Below are 15,813 nucleotides of genomic sequence, written 5' to 3' on the forward strand. Positions count from 1 at the left end.
GCGGCTGGTTCAGCTGAGGGTGCCGGACTTGACCGGGACCCAGGCGTTGCCCTTGTACTGGTAGACGGTGAGCTGCTTGTTGGTGGTGTCGCCGAACTCGTCGAACGAGACCTTGCCGCTCACCCCGTCGAAGGAGACGCCCTGGAGGGCCTCGATGACCTTGGCGCGGGCGTCGGACGGCAGCTTGCCGTCGTTGTCCGCGACGACCTTCTTGACGGCCTCGATGATCGACCAGGCGGCGTCGTAGGAGTAGCCGCCGTAGGCCTCGAAGGCGTCCTTGTAGCCGGCCGCCTTGTAGTTGGCCACGAACTCCTTGGCGGAGGGCAGCTCGTCCAGCGGGGCGCCGACGGAGGTGGCGAGGTCGCCCTCACCCTCCTTGCCGGACAGCTTGATGAAGTCGGCGCTGTAGATGCCGTCACCGCCGACCAGCGGGATCTTGGCGCCGGCCTTCTTGATCTGCTTGCTGAACGGGCCGGCCGCCGGGTACTCGCCACCGTAGTAGACCACGTCGGCGCCGGAGTTCTTGATCTTGGTGACCACGGAGGAGAAGTCCTTGGTCTCCGGGTCCACGTGGTCGGTGCCGACGACCTTGCCGCCGAGCTTGGTGAACTCCGCCTTGAAGGTGGCGGCCAGGCCCGCGCCGTAGGTCTTCTTGTCGTCGATCAGGTAGACCTTCTTCTTCTTGCCCTCGTTGAAGAGGTACTGCGCCGCGAACGGGCCCTGGACGGCGTCCGTGGTGGCGGTGCGGAAGTAGGCCTTGTACGGGCGGACCTTGGTGCCGCCGTTCCAGTCCTGGCCCTGGCTCAGGGTCGGGGAGGTGTTGGCGGGGGAGACCTGGGCCAGCTTGGCGTCGTCGAAGACCTTCTGCATGGACTCCGAGACCGAGGAGTTCAGCGGGCCGACCACGCCGAGGACGTTCTTGTCGGCGACGAACTTGGTGGCGTTCTGCTGGCCGGAGGAGGGCTGCGCCTGGTCGTCCAGGGCCTCCAGCTTGAAGGTGACACCTTCGACGGTCTTGTTCTTGTTGGCCTGCTTGACCGCCAGGTCGGCGGAGTTCTTGATGCCCAGACCCAGGGCGGAAAGGTCGCCGGTGAAGGGTGCGTCGACACCGATGACGACGGTGGTGCCGCCGCCCTCCGCGTCCCCGCCGGCCTTGTCGTCGCGCGAACCGCAAGCGGTGAGGGTCAGCGCTCCGGTGGTGAGCACTGCGGTGAGCATGAACAACGAACGCTGTCGCACGAAGGGGTCCTTTCCCTGGCGCGGTCTCCTCGCTTGAGGAGCCGTTGCGAGCGCCGGGCCGTACGTGTGGTGGGTACAGCCGTGAACTGACGCGCCCGGCGGCGCGGTGACTGGCCGTGACTCTAAGCGCAGCCGGGCCGGGTCCGGGAGCGCCATCGGCAGGATGTGACTCTCTTGTTATGCCGTGGCCAAACGTTTGCGGTGAGTGGTGCATACACGCGTCGGCCTCGACGGGGCGTTCTTCTCACATCGTGAGAACACCCAGTTCCGCTAAGGCGCTTGAGGCGATCACACTCCTTACGCGGACCCGCTCCCGAGTCGGTCGGAATCAGGTGCGCCGAGGAGCGTGCCGAGGTCTCGGCGGCGGTTTCCCTCCCCCTCGCCGGCTCGGTGTCATGTCACTCAGGGTGACGAAATCCGGGTCGGGCGCCCGGCCGCCCGGCGGGTGGTCCGACGTGTGCGGGACCCTCCCCGGGTCCCACCGCGACCGCCTCCGCCGCCCCGTGACCGCCCCGCCCACCCCGCCGGCCGGGCCCCCGTCCGCGCCCCTCGCGGCCTCGTCGGCCCGGTGCTCGCGAGCCCGCCCCGTGAGTCCGCCGAAGGCCCGACTCCCCGAAGTCCCGTCAGATCCACCGGTACTGCGTCCGACGTGCGCGGTGTCCGCTCAGCGGCACTCGGAATCCGGTAGGCGAAGTGGCCTGACGGGAGCGGAAGTTGCGCTTCCCGCCAGGTGGCGGAGGTAAAGGCTCCGCTTCGCCCCTGGGGGTCGCGCCGGTCGAGGGCGCCAGGAGGCGGGCCGAGGCCTCCGCCCACCCCTCGCGGAGGTGCCCGGCCCCCGCCGGTGCCCGGCACCCGACCTCTCTGGTCCACCCAACTGTGGTTGAACGGTGAGTAATTGGTGAGAGCGGTGAGGGCTGGTGGGGCGGATGTGAAGGCCATCGGTCGGTGGTCCGGCCGGGGTGTGCGGCGAAGGCCGTCTCCGAGCGCTTCCAGCCCCGGTCAGGGGGGCGTCCAGGCGGCGGCCGGACTCCGGATCGACCGCCGAGCTCGCTGCTCGGCCGGTTGCGCCACCTCCGTGTGGCGGCTGCGAGACCGGTCGGTGAACGGCGACGGTACGGCGTGGCGGGAGCGCCCGCGCCGGGCGCGCCACGGCACCGGAGCCGCCACCGGCGGAGGTGCCGATACATGGCCGATGGCGACGGACAGCGACAGTGCCGGCCCCTCGCCCGATAGGGCCCCGCCCCGTGCGACCCCCGCCCGGTAAGGAGCGTGGGGGGTGAGTGCGGCTGTACGTGCGCGGTGGGGGAGCGGGGTACGGGCGGCGGTACGTGGCTCCCGGCCCCCGCCTCCCCCGCCGTCAGCTGGCGGCGTCGGGGCCGGCGACGGGGACGTGTTCGGCGTCCCTGGGGGCCAGGTCGCGCAGCAGGCAGGTCAGCCGGGCGGTGCAGACCCGGCGGTCCTGCTCGTCGGTGATGACGATCTCGTACGTGGCGGTGGAGCGGCCGCGGTGGACGGGCGTGGCGGTGCCGGTGACCAGGCCGTCGCGGGCGCCCCGGTGGTGGGTGCAGTTCAGGTCCACGCCGACGGCGATCTTGGCGGGGCCACCGTGCAGCATGGAGCCGACCGAGCCCAGGGTCTCGGCCAGGACGGCGGAGGCGCCGCCGTGCAGCAGCCCGTACGGCTGGGTGTTGCCCTTGACGGGCATGGTGCCGACCACGCGCTCGGCGGAGGCCTCCAGGATCTCCACGCCCATCCGGGTGCCGAGGTCGCCCGCCGAGAACAGCGCGGCCAGGTCGACGCCGAGGGCGGCGTACTCGTCGAGCACCGCCTGGGGAAACAGCGGCGAGGGGGAAGAGGAAGAGGAGGGGGATGCCACCTGTGTCTGCTCGCCCATGGGCCCGGCTCCGTTCGTCGTCGTACGGATCGTCTGCGGTCGTCTTCGGTCGCTGCGCCTGAGCAAACGCTTAGGCGGCAGCCGATTGTTCCAGACGGACGATGACGGACTTGCTGGCGGGGGTGTTGCTGACGTCGGCGGTGGAGTCCAGTGGCACCAGGACGTTGGTCTCCGGGTAGTACGCGGCGGCGCAGCCGCGGGCCGTCGGGTAGTGGACGACCCGGAAGCCGGGGGCGCGGCGCTCGGTGCCGTCGGTCCACTCGCCGACCAGGTCGGCGCGGTCCCCGTCGGCGAAGCCCAGGGCGCGAGCGTCCTCAGGGTGGACCAGGACGACCCGGCGGCCGCCCTTGATGCCGCGGTAGCGGTCGTCCAGACCGTAGATCGTGGTGTTGTACTGGTCGTGCGAGCGCAGGGTCTGCAGCAGCAGCCGACCCTCGGGCACCTCCGGGTACTCCACCGGGGCGGCGGTGAAGTTGGCCTTTCCGGTACGGGTGGGGAAGCGGCGCTCGTCGCGCGGGGCGTGCGGCAGGGCGAAGCCGCCGGGGCGGGCGATCCGCTCGTTGAAGTCCTCGAAGCCGGGGATCACCCGGGCGATCCGGTCGCGGATCGTGCCGTAGTCCCGCTCGAACTCCTCCCACGGTGTCGCGGAGGCCTCGCCGAGCACGGCCCGGGCCAGCCGGGCCACGATGGCCGGCTCGGAGAGCAGTTTCGGTCCGGCGGGGCGCAGATTGCCCCGGGAGGCGTGCACCAGGCCCATGGAGTCCTCGACGGTGACGAACTGCTTTCCGCTCGCCTGGACGTCCTTGTCGGTGCGGCCCAGGGTGGGCAGGATCAGCGCGCGGGCGCCGGTGACGACGTGCGAGCGGTTGAGCTTGGTGGAGACGTGCACGGTCAGCCGGGCGCGCTGGATCGCCGCCTCGGTGACCTCGGTGTCGGGGGAGGCGGCGACGAAGTTGCCGCCCATGGCGAGGAAGACCTTAGCCTCGCCGTCGCGCAGCGCCTGGATGGCGCGCACGGTGTCATAGCCGTGGTGGCGCGGGCTGGTGATCTTGAACTCGCGGTCCAGGGCGTCCAGGAAGGCGGGCGCGGGCCGCTCGAAGATCCCCATGGTGCGGTCGCCCTGCACATTGGAGTGGCCGCGCACCGGGCAGACCCCGGCGCCAGGGCGGCCGATGGCGCCGCGCAGCAGCAGCAGATTGACCACCTCGCGGATGGTGGCGACGGCGTGCTTGTGCTGGGTGAGGCCCATCGCCCAGCACACGATGGTGCGCTGCGAGGCGAGGATCATCGCCAGCGCCTGCTCGATACCGGCCCGGTCCAGGCCGGTGGCGGCCAGGGTCTCGTCCCAGTCGGCGGCCTTCGCGGCGGCGGCCAGCTCCTCGTACCCATGGGTGTGCTCGGCGACGAAGGCCTCGTCCACCGCGCCCTCGGTCTCGATGACCAGCTTGTTGAGGAGGCGGAAGAGGGCCTGGTCGCCGCCGATGCGGATCTGGAGGAACAGGTCGGTGAGCGAGGTGCCCTGGAGCATCCCGCGGGCGGTCTGCGGGTTCTTAAACTTCTCCAGCCCGGCCTCGGGCAGCGGGTTGACCGAGATGATCTTCGCCCCGGCGGCCTTGGCCTTCTCCAGCGCGGAGAGCATCCGGGGGTGGTTGGTGCCCGGGTTCTGCCCGGCGACGATGATCAGATCGGCGTGGTGCAGGTCCTCCAGGGAGACGCTGCCCTTGCCGACGCCGATGGTCTCGGTCAGCGCCGAGCCGGAGGACTCATGGCACATGTTGGAGCAGTCGGGCAGGTTGTTGGTGCCGAACTCGCGGGCGAGGAGCTGGAGCAGGAACGCGGCCTCGTTGCTGGTGCGGCCGGAGGTGTAGAAGACGGCTTCGTCGGGGGAGTCGAGGGCGGTCAGCTCCTCGGCGATGATCGCGAAGGCCCGCTCCCAGCTCACCGGCTCGTACCGGTCGGCGCCTTCGGCCGCGTACACCGGCTCGGTGATCCGGCCCTGCTGGCCCAGCCAGTACCCGCTGCGCCCGGCCAGGTCGGCCAGCGGGTGTGCGGCGAAGAACTCCGGGGTCACCCGGCGCAGGGTGGCCTCCTCGGCGACGGCCTTCGCCCCGTTCTCGCAGAACTCCGCGACATGGCGGTCCTCGCCCTCGGGCCAGGCGCAGCCGGGGCAGTCGAAGCCGTCCTTCTGGTTGACCTTGAGCAGGGTGCGGGCGGTGCGGGCCAGCCCCATCTGCTGCCGGGACATCCGCAGGGTGTGGCCGACGGCGGGCAGCCCGGCCGCGGAGTGCCGGGGCCCGCTGACCTCCGGGGCGTCCTGGACCGGATCCCCGGCGGGCGGCTTGCTGGCCATCGCGCTCCCCCTTGAGCTCGGTGTACACGGTGGCTGCGCGCTGCTTGCCCGCTGCCTTCCACCGCTGTCTTCGATAGTGTCACGCACCACCGACAACGCCCCTCCCGGAGCCCTCCGGGGCGGCGGCGAGGCCCCCCGCCGGAGCCCTCCACCGACGGGCGGCGAGGTGCCTCGGTCGGGATTGTCAGTGGTCCGTGGCAGGATCGGATCCGTGGCAGAGAAAGCATCGAAGAAGACCGACGACCCGTCGAAGAAGACCGGGGACGCCCGCCCGCGCCTGCTCCTCATGGACGGGCACTCGCTGGCGTACCGGGCGTTCTTCGCGCTGCCCGCGGAGAACTTCACCACCGCGAGCGGGCAGACGACCAACGCCATCTACGGCTTCGCCTCGATGCTGGCCAACACCCTGCGTGACGAGGCGCCCACGCACTTCGCGGTGGCGTTCGACGTCTCCCGCAAGACCTGGCGCTCGGCGGACTTCCCCGAGTACAAGGCGAACCGCTCCTCCACCCCCGACGAGTTCAAGGGCCAGGTCGAGCTGATCGGCGAGCTCCTGGACACGATGAACGCGGTCCGCTTCGCCGTGGACGGCTTCGAGGCCGACGACATCATCGCCACCCTCGCCACCCAGGCCGAGGCGGCCGGGTTCGAGGTGCTGATCGTCACCGGCGACCGGGACTCCTTCCAGCTGGTCTCCGACCATGTCACCGTGCTCTACCCGACCAAGGGCGTCTCCGAGCTGACCCGGTTCACCCCGGAGAAGGTGCAGGAGAAGTACGGGCTCACCCCGGCCCAGTACCCGGACTTCGCCGCCCTGCGCGGTGACCCGTCGGACAACCTCCCCGGCATCCCCGGCGTCGGCGAGAAGACGGCCACCAAGTGGATCAACCAGTTCGGCACCTTCGCCGAGCTAGTGGAGCGGGCCGACGAGGTCAAGGGCAAGGTCGGCCAGGCCCTGCGCGACCACCTGGAGTCGGTGAAGATGAACCGGCACCTCACCGAGCTGGTCCGGGATGTCGAGCTGCCCAAGGCCGTCGCCGAGCTGGAGCGGGCCGCCTACGACCGGACGGCCCTCAAGGGCTTCCTGGAGGTCCTGGAGATCCGCAACCCCAGCCTCCGGGACCGGCTGCTCGCCGTGGACCCGGGCGCCGAGGCCGAGGAGGCCCCGGCGCCGGCCGCCGGGATCGAGCTGGACGGCGCGGTGCTGCACTCCGGGGAGCTCGCGCCCTGGCTGGAGCGGCACGGCGACCAGCCGCTCGGCATGGCCACCGTCGCCGCCTGGGCCCTGGGCAGCGGCAGCGTCAGCGAGGTTGCGCTCGCCGCGGCCGGCGGGGAGGCCGCCTGGTTCGACACCACCCAGCTCGACGAGGCCGACGAGCGGGCCTTCGCCGGCTGGCTCGCCGACCCGGCCCGGCCCAAGGTGCTGCACAGCGCCAAGGACGCGCTGCGGGTCTTCCCCGAGCACGGCTGGGACATCTCCGGCATCACCATGGACACCGCGCTCGCCGCCTACTTGGTCAAGCCGGGCCGCCGCTCCTTCGCCCTGGACGCCCTGTCCGTGGAGTACCTGCACCGCGAGCTGGCCCCGGCCGCCGCCGACGGCCAGCTCGCCTTCGGCACCGAGGACGAGCAGGCCGAGGCGGACGCCCTGATGTCCCAGGCCCGCGCGGTCCTCGACCTCGGCGAGGCCTTCGGCGGCCGGCTCACCGAGGTCGGCGCCACCGAGCTGCTGCACGATGTGGAGCTGCCCACCTCGCTGCTGCTGGCCCGGATGGAGCGGCACGGCATCCGCGCCGACCGGGCCCATCTGGAGGCCATGGAGCAGCAGTTCGCCGGCGCGGTGCAGCAGGCCGTGAAGGAGGCGCACGCCTCCGTGGGCCACGAGTTCAACCTCGGCTCGCCCAAGCAGCTCCAGGAGGTCCTCTTCGGCGAGCTGAACCTCCCCAAGACCAAGAAGACCAAGACCGGCTACACCACCGACGCCGACGCGCTGGCCTGGCTGGCCGCCCAGACCGAGCACGAGCTGCCGGTCATCATGCTCCGCCACCGCGAGCAGGCCCGGCTGCGCTCCACCGTCGAAGGGCTGATCAAGACGATCGCCGCCGACGGGCGCATCCACACCACCTTCAGCCAGACCGTCGCCGCCACCGGCCGGCTCTCCTCCACCGACCCCAACCTGCAGAACGTCCCGGTCCGCACCGACGAGGGCCGCGCCATCCGGCACGGCTTCGTCGTCGGCGAGGGGTACGAGGCCCTGATGACGGCCGACTACAGCCAGATCGAGCTGCGGGTGATGGCCCACCTCTCCGAGGACGAGGGCCTGATCGAGGCCTTCACCTCCGGCGAGGACCTGCACACCACGGTCGCCTCCCAGGTCTTCTCGGTGCCCGGGACCGCGGTCGACGCCGAGATGCGCCGCAAGATCAAGGCCATGTCCTACGGCCTGGCGTACGGGCTCTCCGCCTTCGGCCTCTCCCAGCAGCTGTCCATCGAGGCGGGCGAGGCCCGCGCCCTGATGGACACCTACTTCGAGCGGTTCGGCGGCGTCCGCGACTATCTGCGCCGGGTCGTCGACGAGGCCCGCGCCACCGGGTACACCGAGACCATGCTCGGCCGCCGCCGCTACCTCCCGGACCTCAACAGCGACAACCGCCAGCGCCGCGAGGCCGCCGAGCGGATGGCGCTCAACGCCCCCATCCAGGGCACCGCCGCCGACATCGTCAAGGTCGCCATGCTGCGCGTCGACCGGGCGCTCACCGAGGCCGGGCTCACCTCCCGGATGCTGCTCCAGGTCCACGACGAGATCGTGCTGGAGCTGGCCGCCGGCGAGCGGGAGCGGGTCGAGGAGATCGTCCGCCGGGAGATGTCCGGCGCCGTCCATCTGCGCGCCCCGCTGGACGTCTCGGTCGGCGTCGGCCCGGACTGGGAGTCCGCCGCGCACTGACGGCTACGCTGCCGGGCCCGCGAAGGAGCTTGCCGCTTCAGAGGTCCAGCACCGGCCGGAGGGAGAGGTCGCCCCAGGCGTCCTCTCCCTCCGGGCCGTACACGAACTCCGCCATCGCGGCGTTGCGCTGGGCGGTGGCCAGCGGCAGCCAGCCCAGCAGGGCGCCGTAGCCGCCGCACACCGACTCGCCTCCGTCACCGCCGTGGACGGAGCCCGGGTCGGTGCTCAGCTCGGTGCGGTAGGTGTCATAGGCGATCCGCAGCCCGAAGGCGTTCAGCCCCTGGTGCGGGCCGGAGGGGTCGCTATAGGGGTCGCGGTCCAGCGGGCAGTCGTCGCCCCACCGGAACAGCGTGCCCGCCCCCGCCCCGCAGCCGTACTCCCACTCGTCGGCGCTCGGCAGCCGCAGCCCCTCGGCCGCGAGGGCGCCCGGCAGCTCGGCGAGCGAGTCGGTGACATGATCCTCGGCGCTCTCGTCCTCCACCGCCATCAGCACCGTCGGCAGCACCGCCGTACGGGCCGGGCTGAGCTCCAGCGTCAGATGGGCCCGCAGATCGGGCCCACTGCCGTACCCCTGCTCCACACTCCGCGCGTAGTCGGCGTCCTGCCCCGGCGCAGGCGTCCAGCGCTCCGGGTCGAACCCCAGCGACACCGCCCCACCGGGCACCAGCGCGAACCGCCGGCCGCCCCGCTCGACGCACACCCGGTGCAGCGGACCGCCCGAATGCTCCACGGTCTCGACGGCGACGACTTGGCCGTCCACCAGGTCGGCGGCCTCCCGGGCCAGCCGGTGCGCGGCGGAAGCGTCGAAGGACCGCCAGCGGGCGAGGGTGAGATCGGCGAGTGACATGGCCGCAGTCTCCCAGCCGGCTCCGACACCGCCGCCCGGAAGCCCCCGCCGGACGCGGGAAACCCGCGGTCCGCGGCGGGCAACGCCCCGGGAAACCCCGTTGCCCCGGCCAGGGGCCCGCACTACCGTCGCCGCCTGTGACCACCTCCACCCTGCACTCCGCCCGCCTGACCCTGGAGCCCTATGTCCCCGGCGACGAGGAGGACTTCGTCGCCCTGTTCCAGGACGAGCGGGTCTCCCGGTGGATGGGCGACGGCCCCGCCACGGAGGCGGAGGACCGCGCCCTGTTCTGGCGGGTCTTCAGCCAGGTCTACGACCGGGACCTGTTCGATGTGTGGGCCGTCCGGTGCGACGGCCGCTATGTCGGCCACGCCGAGATCAAGCGGACCGACGAGGTGCGCGGCCACGAGATCATCTACGCCCTCGCCCCCGACGTCTGGGGCGCCGGCCTCGGCCGGGAGCTCGCCGAGACGATCATCGGCTACGGCTTCGGCACCCTGCGGCTGGGCGAGGTGCACGCCACCGTGGCCGAGGCCAACACCGCCTCGGTCACCCTGCTCGGCCGACTGGGCTTCGTCCATGTCCGGGACATCGCCGAGGACGACGGCACCACCACCCTCGTCCTGACCCGGACCCTGGCCGGGGAGTCCACCATCGTGCCTTCGGCTTGTTAGGGCGCGTCCAGCCGGCGCCCGCCGCGCAGCCGCATCAGCGTCCCGTACAGCACCACGCCCACCGCCAGCCCCGCGCCCGCGCCGAAGCAGGCGGTCGGCACGACGTCCAGCGGAGTCTCGATCCGGTCGCCCCAGTACGCGTACCAGCGCAGGCACCGGTGGACCGTTCCCGCCACCGCGCAGCCGACCAGCAACCCCACCCCCTGCAGCCGTTCCCGCCGGTCCAGCCCCGGCAGCGGCGGCGGACCGGACGGCGGGCGGCGCAGCGCCCGGGCCAGGAACCAGCCCAGCAGGACCAGCGCCACCGCCGAACTGCCGTACTGGGCGTAGGTGTACAGCGGGAAGCCCGCCACCCGCTCGTCCAGGACGGGCAGCACCCGGGTGCCCCAGCGGCCGGGATGGGTGAACAGGTCCCAGCCCACATGGGTGGCCGCCCCGATGACCGCCGACGCGTAGAACCAGCAGGCCAGCGCCGCCGGATGGCGCTCCCGCCAGGGCCGCCCCCGGACCAGGCCGTGCACGGGCCCCCGGAACCGGGCCGGAAACAGGGCGAGCAGGGGCTCCCGTACCAGCAGCCACATCCCCACCAGTGCGGCCGTGATGAGCACATCGACGGTGAACAGCCCCGCCCAGCCGTGGGTGACCTCGCCGAGGAACATCGCGTCCGGGGCGAGGGAGGCCGCGAAGTACACCATGTCCGGGGCGAACGTGCCCATCACCAGCGCCGAGGCGACCAGCGGGCCGCGTGCCTCCCCGGTGCGGCGCAGCCCCGGCAGCGCCGCGGCGGCATGGCTCAATGTGAACGGCAAGGCGGTCCCCCCGAATTCCAGGCCGCTGAGTTCCAGGCCGCGCAGTTCCGGGCCGCACGGGCCGGACCCCGTCCGCCCGGTGTACGCGGCGGGTCCGGCCCCCGCACCGAGGCGCGGTCGTCGTCCCGGTGGCGCGGCGGTGATCGTCGGCGCCCAGTATGCGCGACGCCGCACCCGACCCGGCCGACCCGGCTACCGACCTGCGACCGACCCGCGACCGACCCGCCGCCGCCCGGCCACCGACCCGCCACCGCCCGGCCACCGACCCGCCACCGGCCGAGACCGAGCCGCCACCGCCCGCACCGGAGCGGGGCGTTCCACCGCTTTCCGGACCTTCCGGCGGCCCCCGAGCCGACCTTCCGGCGGCCCGAAGGCATCGCCCGGGTGGTGAAAGCGTGAAAGGCGACCGGGCGGCGCTGTGCCGGGGTGGCGAGTTGACATAGGGTCCGCCTGGGCCGACGCGCTCGGGGCAGTGGAACCGCTGGGTCACCAGAGCCGTCTGAGGCGCAGGGATCGTCACTGGGGAGGGACCGGACGTATGGCAGGACACATCGGCCGACGACTGCGCAAGGGGGCCACCAGCACAGCGGTGGCGGCGGCCGCGGTGGCCGCGCTCTCCGCCTCGCAGGCGCCGGGCGTCACCCCGCTGGTCGGCGGGGCGACCGAGCAGCCGCCCACCGGCGCCGGGGCCTCGGCCGCTTCCGGCGACGCCCACGGCGGCTCGGCCACCGGCGACTCCCCGTACTACACGGACCTGCCGCCGCTCGACACCCCGGTCAAGCCCGGCACTCCGGTGCCGCCCGTCGGTACGCCGGTGGTCACCGGACCCGCCGAGGCGGGCATCCCGGCGACCGTGCTGGCCGCCTACCGCCAGGCCGAGGAGCACCTGAAGAGCACCGCCCCCGGCTGCAACCTGCCCTGGCAACTCCTCGCCGGCATCGGCAAGGTGGAGTCCGGCCAGGCGCGCGGCGGCCAGGTCGGCGCCGACGGCACCACGTTCACCCCGATCCTCGGCCCCGCCCTCAACGGCGTCGGGTTCGCCCGGATCACCGACACCGACAAGGGCGCCTACGACGGGGACGCGGTGCACGACCGCGCCGTCGGCCCGATGCAGTTCATCCCGTCCACCTGGGCCACCTGGGGCCGGGACGCCAACGGTGACGGCCGCAAGGACCCCAACAACGTCTACGACGCCGCCCGCGCCGCCGGACTGTATCTGTGCGCCAACGACCGGGACCTCGCGCTCAAGGGGGATCTGGACAAGGCGATCCTCAGCTACAACCGCTCCACCGAGTACCTCAGCACCGTCCTGACCTGGTTCGCGTTCTACCGCGACGGCAGCCACCAGGTCCCCGACGGCACCGGCGTGCTGCCCGTCGACCGCAGCGACGAGCGCTCCGGTACGGGTACTACGGGTACGGGGACGGGCTCCGGTACGGGCAAGGGCCCCGCCATCGTCCCTGCCCTGCCCACGCCCACCCCGCCCCCGTACACCCCGCCGGCCCCGCAGAAGCCCGGTCCGGAGACCAAGCCGCCGACCCCGACCCCGCCCACCCCCACCCCGCCGGCTCCGCAGAAGCCCAAGCCGCCCAAGCCCGACCCCAAGCCGCCGACGCCCCCCGGCCCCACCCCGCCGGCCCCCAAGCCGCCGACCCCGCGCCCGGTGCCGAACCCGGCCGAACGGGTCAGCCGCCTCAAGGACGCCACCACGGGCACCCTCACCGCGACGGCGGGCACCCGGTTCGAGGTGCGGCCCGCCGCCACCGCGGTGGACGCCCAGGGCAAGCCGGTGGCCCGGATCAGCGTGCGCTTCACCATCGTCGGCAGCACCGACAGCGTCTTCCCGGACGGCACCACCAAGGCCACCGTGCTCACCGGCGTCAACGGCACCGCCACCGCCCCGCAGCTCCAGGCGGGCGACCAGGACGGGAAGTTCACCGTGCGGGCCACCGTGGTCGGCCGCCAGGTCCCGGCCCTGGACCGCCAGGCCACCGTCACCGCCCGCAAGGCCGACGCCCTGGTGCGCACCGGCGAGGGCGAGCTGACCGCCGAGCCCGAGGGCGAGTTCGCCACCCCGGTCACCGTGAAGGCCACCCACCGGGGCACCGCCCTGAGCGGAGTCCCGCTGACCGCCGCCGTGCTCACCACCGCCGACGCCCCCGAGGCCACCGAGGCCGGGGAAGCCGGCGAGACCGCCGAGGGGGCCGAGGGCGGCGAGGCGGCCGGCAAGGGCCCGTACTTCACCGACGCGGCCGGGAAGCCGATCCGTACCCTCACCGGGCTGAAGACCGGCAAGGACGGCACCCTCACCCTGCCCGCGCTCCGCGCGGACGGCGAGAGCGGCACCTTCCGGCTCCTGCTCACCGCCGAGGGCGGCGCCACCCTCACCCTGGAGCTCAAGGTCGCCTGACCCCGGCCCCCCGGCTCACCGGAAGCAGCCCGCCCCTGACCCCCGCCCCGCGCGAGGTCAGGGGCGGCGGCGTGCCGTGGTGTGCCGGGTGGGCTCCGCGGTCGACGGGTCCTCGGGCCACGGGTGCTTGGGGTAGCGGCCGCGCAGATCGGCCCGGACCGCCCGGTACCCCTCCCGCCAGAACGAGGCCAGATCCGCGGTGACCGCCGCGGGCCGCCCGGCCGGCGACAGCAGATGCACCAGTACCGGCACCCCCGCCACCGTCGGGGTCTCGGCCCACCCGAACAGCTCCTGGAGCTTCACCGCCAGCACCGGCTGCTCACCGCCGTACGCCAGCCGCACCCGCGACCCGCTCGGCACCGTCAGCCGCTCCGGAGCCAGCTCGTCCAGCCGGGCCGCCTCCCCGGAGGACCAGGGCAGCAGCCGGTTCAGCGCCTGCCCGGCGTCCAGCCGCGCCAGGTCCGCCCGCCGCCGCGCCCGCGACAGCTCGGGCTCCAGCCACTCCCCGGCACGCTCCAGCAACGCCGCGTCCGACACCTCCGGCCAGCCCCCGCCCCGTACCCGGTGAAGGAACGCCAGCCGCTCCCGCAGCCCCTCCGCCTCCCGCGACCAGCGCAGCAGCCCCAGCCCCTCCCGGCGCAGACCCTCCACCAGCGCCGCTCGTACGAGGACGGGGTCCGGGTCGCGCAGCGGGCGCGCGGCGGTCTCCACGGCACCCAGCCGCTCCACCGACCGGGCCACCACCTCGCCGTCCTCCCACCGCACCTCCTCACCCGCCGACAGCAGATGCCCGGCGGCCTCCCGCGCGGTCTCCTCGTCCACCACGGCCGCCAGCCGCACCCGCGCCGAGGCCGAGTGCGCCGGGCGGTCGGCCACCGCCACCGCCAGCCACTCGGCCGCCCCCAGCCGGGAACCCTCCGCCAGCCGCGCCCCGGTCCCGGACGCCATCAGATACGCGCCCCCGCCCCGGGCCCGTGCCACCCGCTCGGGAAACGCCAGCGCGGTCACCAGCCCCACCACCGCGTCCTCGCCCCTCCCGCCCGCCCCCGAGTCCAGCCCGTTTCCCGAGCCGTTTCCCGACCGGTTTCCCAGATCGTTTCCCGACCCCTTACTCCCGCCGTCCCCCGAGCCCCGTCCCGGCAGCTGCCGCTCCAACCGCCGGGCCTCCTCCCGCCAGCGCGCCGCATAGCCGTCCCCGCCATGCCGCGCCGCCCGCCAGACCGCGGCCAGATCGTCGCCGTACGCCCGCGGCGGCTCCTCGCTCAGCAGCGCCACCACCTCGGCGGCCCGCCGGGCGCCCACCCGCTCCGCGCCGTCCAACAGCGCCCGGCCCAGCCGGGGGTGCAGCCCCAGCCGGACCAGCCGCTCGCCGCGCTCCACCACCCGGCCGGCACCGTCCACCGCGCCGACCGCCGCCAGCACCGAACGGGCCGCCGCCATCGCCCCGGCCGGCGGGGGATCAGGCAGCGCCAACCCCTTCGCCTCCGGATCGCCCCAGGCCGCCGCCCGCAACGCGAACCCCGCAAGATCGGCCACCTGGATCTCCGGCGACGGGAAGCGCTGCCGGGTGGCGTCCTCCGCCTCCGCCCAGCAGCGGTACACCACCCCCGGCGCCTCCCGCCCCGCGCGGCCCGCGCGCTGCCGGGCGGCCGCCTGGGAGGCCCGTACCGTCGTCAGCGAGCCCAGCCCCCGGGCATGGTCCACCCGCGGCTCGCGGGCCAGCCCCGAGTCCACCACCACCCGCACCCCGGGCACCGTCAGAGAGGACTCGGCCACCGAGGTCGCCAGCACCACCCGCCGCCGTACGCCGGGGGAGAGCACCGCCTCCTGCACCGCCGCCGGGGCCCGGCCGTGCACCTGGAGCACCTCCGCCCCGGCCTCCGCCAGCAGCCCGGCCACCCGGGCGATCTCCCCCGTACCGGGGAGGAAGCAGAGCACGTCCCCGGAGCACTCGGCCAGCGCCCGCCGCACCACCGCCGCCACATGTGCCAGCAGCGCCGGATCCACCCAGGTGCCCCGGGCCGGCCGCACCGCCCCCGGCGGTGGAACCCAGCGCACCTCGACCGGATGGCCCGGGTCCGCCGACTCCACCACCGGCGCGCCGCCCAGCAGCCGCGCCCAGGCCTCCGCGTCCGTGGTCGCCGAGGCCGCCACCAGCCGCAGCTCCGGCCGCAGTGCCTCCCGCACATCCACCAGGAACGCGGCCGCGGTGTCCGCGTCCAGATGCCGCTCATGGCACTCGTCCAGCACCACGGTGTCCACGCCCGGCAGTTCCTGGTCGCGCTGGAGCCGCTGGAGCAGCACCCCGGTGGTCACCACCTCCACCACCGTCTCCCGGGACACCACCCGCTCACCGCGGACCGTGAACCCCACCCGGCCGCCGACCCGCTCACCCAGCAGCCAGGCCATCCGCCGGGCCGCCGCCCGCACCGCCAGCCGCCGCGGCTCCGCCACCAGCACCCGCGCCCCGTCGGCGGCCAGCGCCAGCGGCACCAGGGTGGTCTTGCCCGTGCCCGGTGGCGCGCAGAGCACCGCCGCCCCGTGCTCCGCCAGACCTGCCGCCAGCGCGGGCAGCGCCCCGCGCACCGGCAGCCCCAGCGCCTCCGGCCGCAGCTCCGCCAGCCGTACGGTCACCCCACCACCGGC

General features: G+C 73.9%; 9 protein-coding genes. 3 read left to right on the forward strand and 6 right to left on the reverse strand.

Annotation, left to right across the window (positions count from 1 at the left end):
- Positions 1-9: 9 nt before the first annotated feature.
- The 3 genes from ABZ945_RS14560 to ABZ945_RS14570 all read right to left on the reverse strand — a co-directional run bounded on the left by ABZ945_RS14560 (position 10) and on the right by ABZ945_RS14570 (position 5,483).
- Complete coding sequence (locus ABZ945_RS14560) at positions 10-1,239, reverse strand: branched-chain amino acid ABC transporter substrate-binding protein (RefSeq protein WP_361268375.1); 1,230 nt, start codon at positions 1,237-1,239, stop codon at positions 10-12.
- A gap of 1,357 nt (positions 1,240-2,596) precedes the next feature.
- Positions 2,597-3,133, reverse strand: coding sequence for a hotdog fold thioesterase (locus ABZ945_RS14565; protein ID WP_361268378.1), 537 nt, complete (start codon positions 3,131-3,133; stop codon positions 2,597-2,599).
- Positions 3,134-3,203: 70 nt separating this feature from the next.
- A complete protein-coding gene (locus tag ABZ945_RS14570) occupies positions 3,204-5,483 on the reverse strand; it encodes an FdhF/YdeP family oxidoreductase (RefSeq protein ID WP_361268381.1) in 2,280 nt (759 codons plus the stop codon).
- A 286-nt stretch (positions 5,484-5,769) separates the two neighbouring features.
- Here ABZ945_RS14570 and polA point away from each other — a divergent pair, with 286 nt between their 5' ends.
- Complete coding sequence (polA, locus tag ABZ945_RS14575; RefSeq protein ID WP_361268563.1) at positions 5,770-8,427, forward strand: DNA polymerase I; 2,658 nt, start codon at positions 5,770-5,772, stop codon at positions 8,425-8,427.
- A 37-nt stretch (positions 8,428-8,464) separates the two neighbouring features.
- On the opposite strand, the gene ABZ945_RS14580 is transcribed toward polA, so the two are convergent.
- Entirely contained in the window at positions 8,465-9,274 is an 810-nt protein-coding gene (locus tag ABZ945_RS14580) for a hypothetical protein (RefSeq protein ID WP_361268384.1), read from the reverse strand.
- Positions 9,275-9,411: 137 nt separating this feature from the next.
- On the opposite strand from ABZ945_RS14580, the gene ABZ945_RS14585 reads away from it, so the two are divergent.
- Entirely contained in the window at positions 9,412-9,948 is a 537-nt protein-coding gene (locus ABZ945_RS14585) for a GNAT family N-acetyltransferase (RefSeq protein ID WP_361268387.1), read from the forward strand.
- Here ABZ945_RS14585 and ABZ945_RS14590 read toward each other — a convergent pair.
- On the reverse strand, positions 9,945-10,757 hold the full coding sequence (locus ABZ945_RS14590; RefSeq protein WP_361268390.1) for a DUF4184 family protein: 813 nt from the start codon (positions 10,755-10,757) through the stop codon (positions 9,945-9,947). The two genes, ABZ945_RS14585 and ABZ945_RS14590, sit on opposite strands and share 4 nt — an antisense overlap.
- Positions 10,758-11,295: 538 nt before the next feature.
- Between ABZ945_RS14590 and ABZ945_RS14595 the strand changes: the two genes are divergently transcribed.
- Positions 11,296-13,167 (forward strand): lytic murein transglycosylase, encoded by a 1,872-nt coding sequence (locus ABZ945_RS14595; RefSeq protein WP_361268393.1) that lies wholly within the window; start codon positions 11,296-11,298, stop codon positions 13,165-13,167.
- Between the two features lie 57 nt (positions 13,168-13,224).
- On the opposite strand, the gene hrpB is transcribed toward ABZ945_RS14595, so the two are convergent.
- Complete coding sequence (gene hrpB, locus ABZ945_RS14600) at positions 13,225-15,801, reverse strand: ATP-dependent helicase HrpB (RefSeq protein ID WP_361268396.1); 2,577 nt, start codon at positions 15,799-15,801, stop codon at positions 13,225-13,227.
- Positions 15,802-15,813: the final 12 nt, after the last annotated feature.

The organism is Streptomyces sp. NPDC046887, from assembly GCF_040644755.1.
Lineage (GTDB): Bacteria > Actinomycetota > Actinomycetes > Streptomycetales > Streptomycetaceae > Streptomyces > Streptomyces lichenis.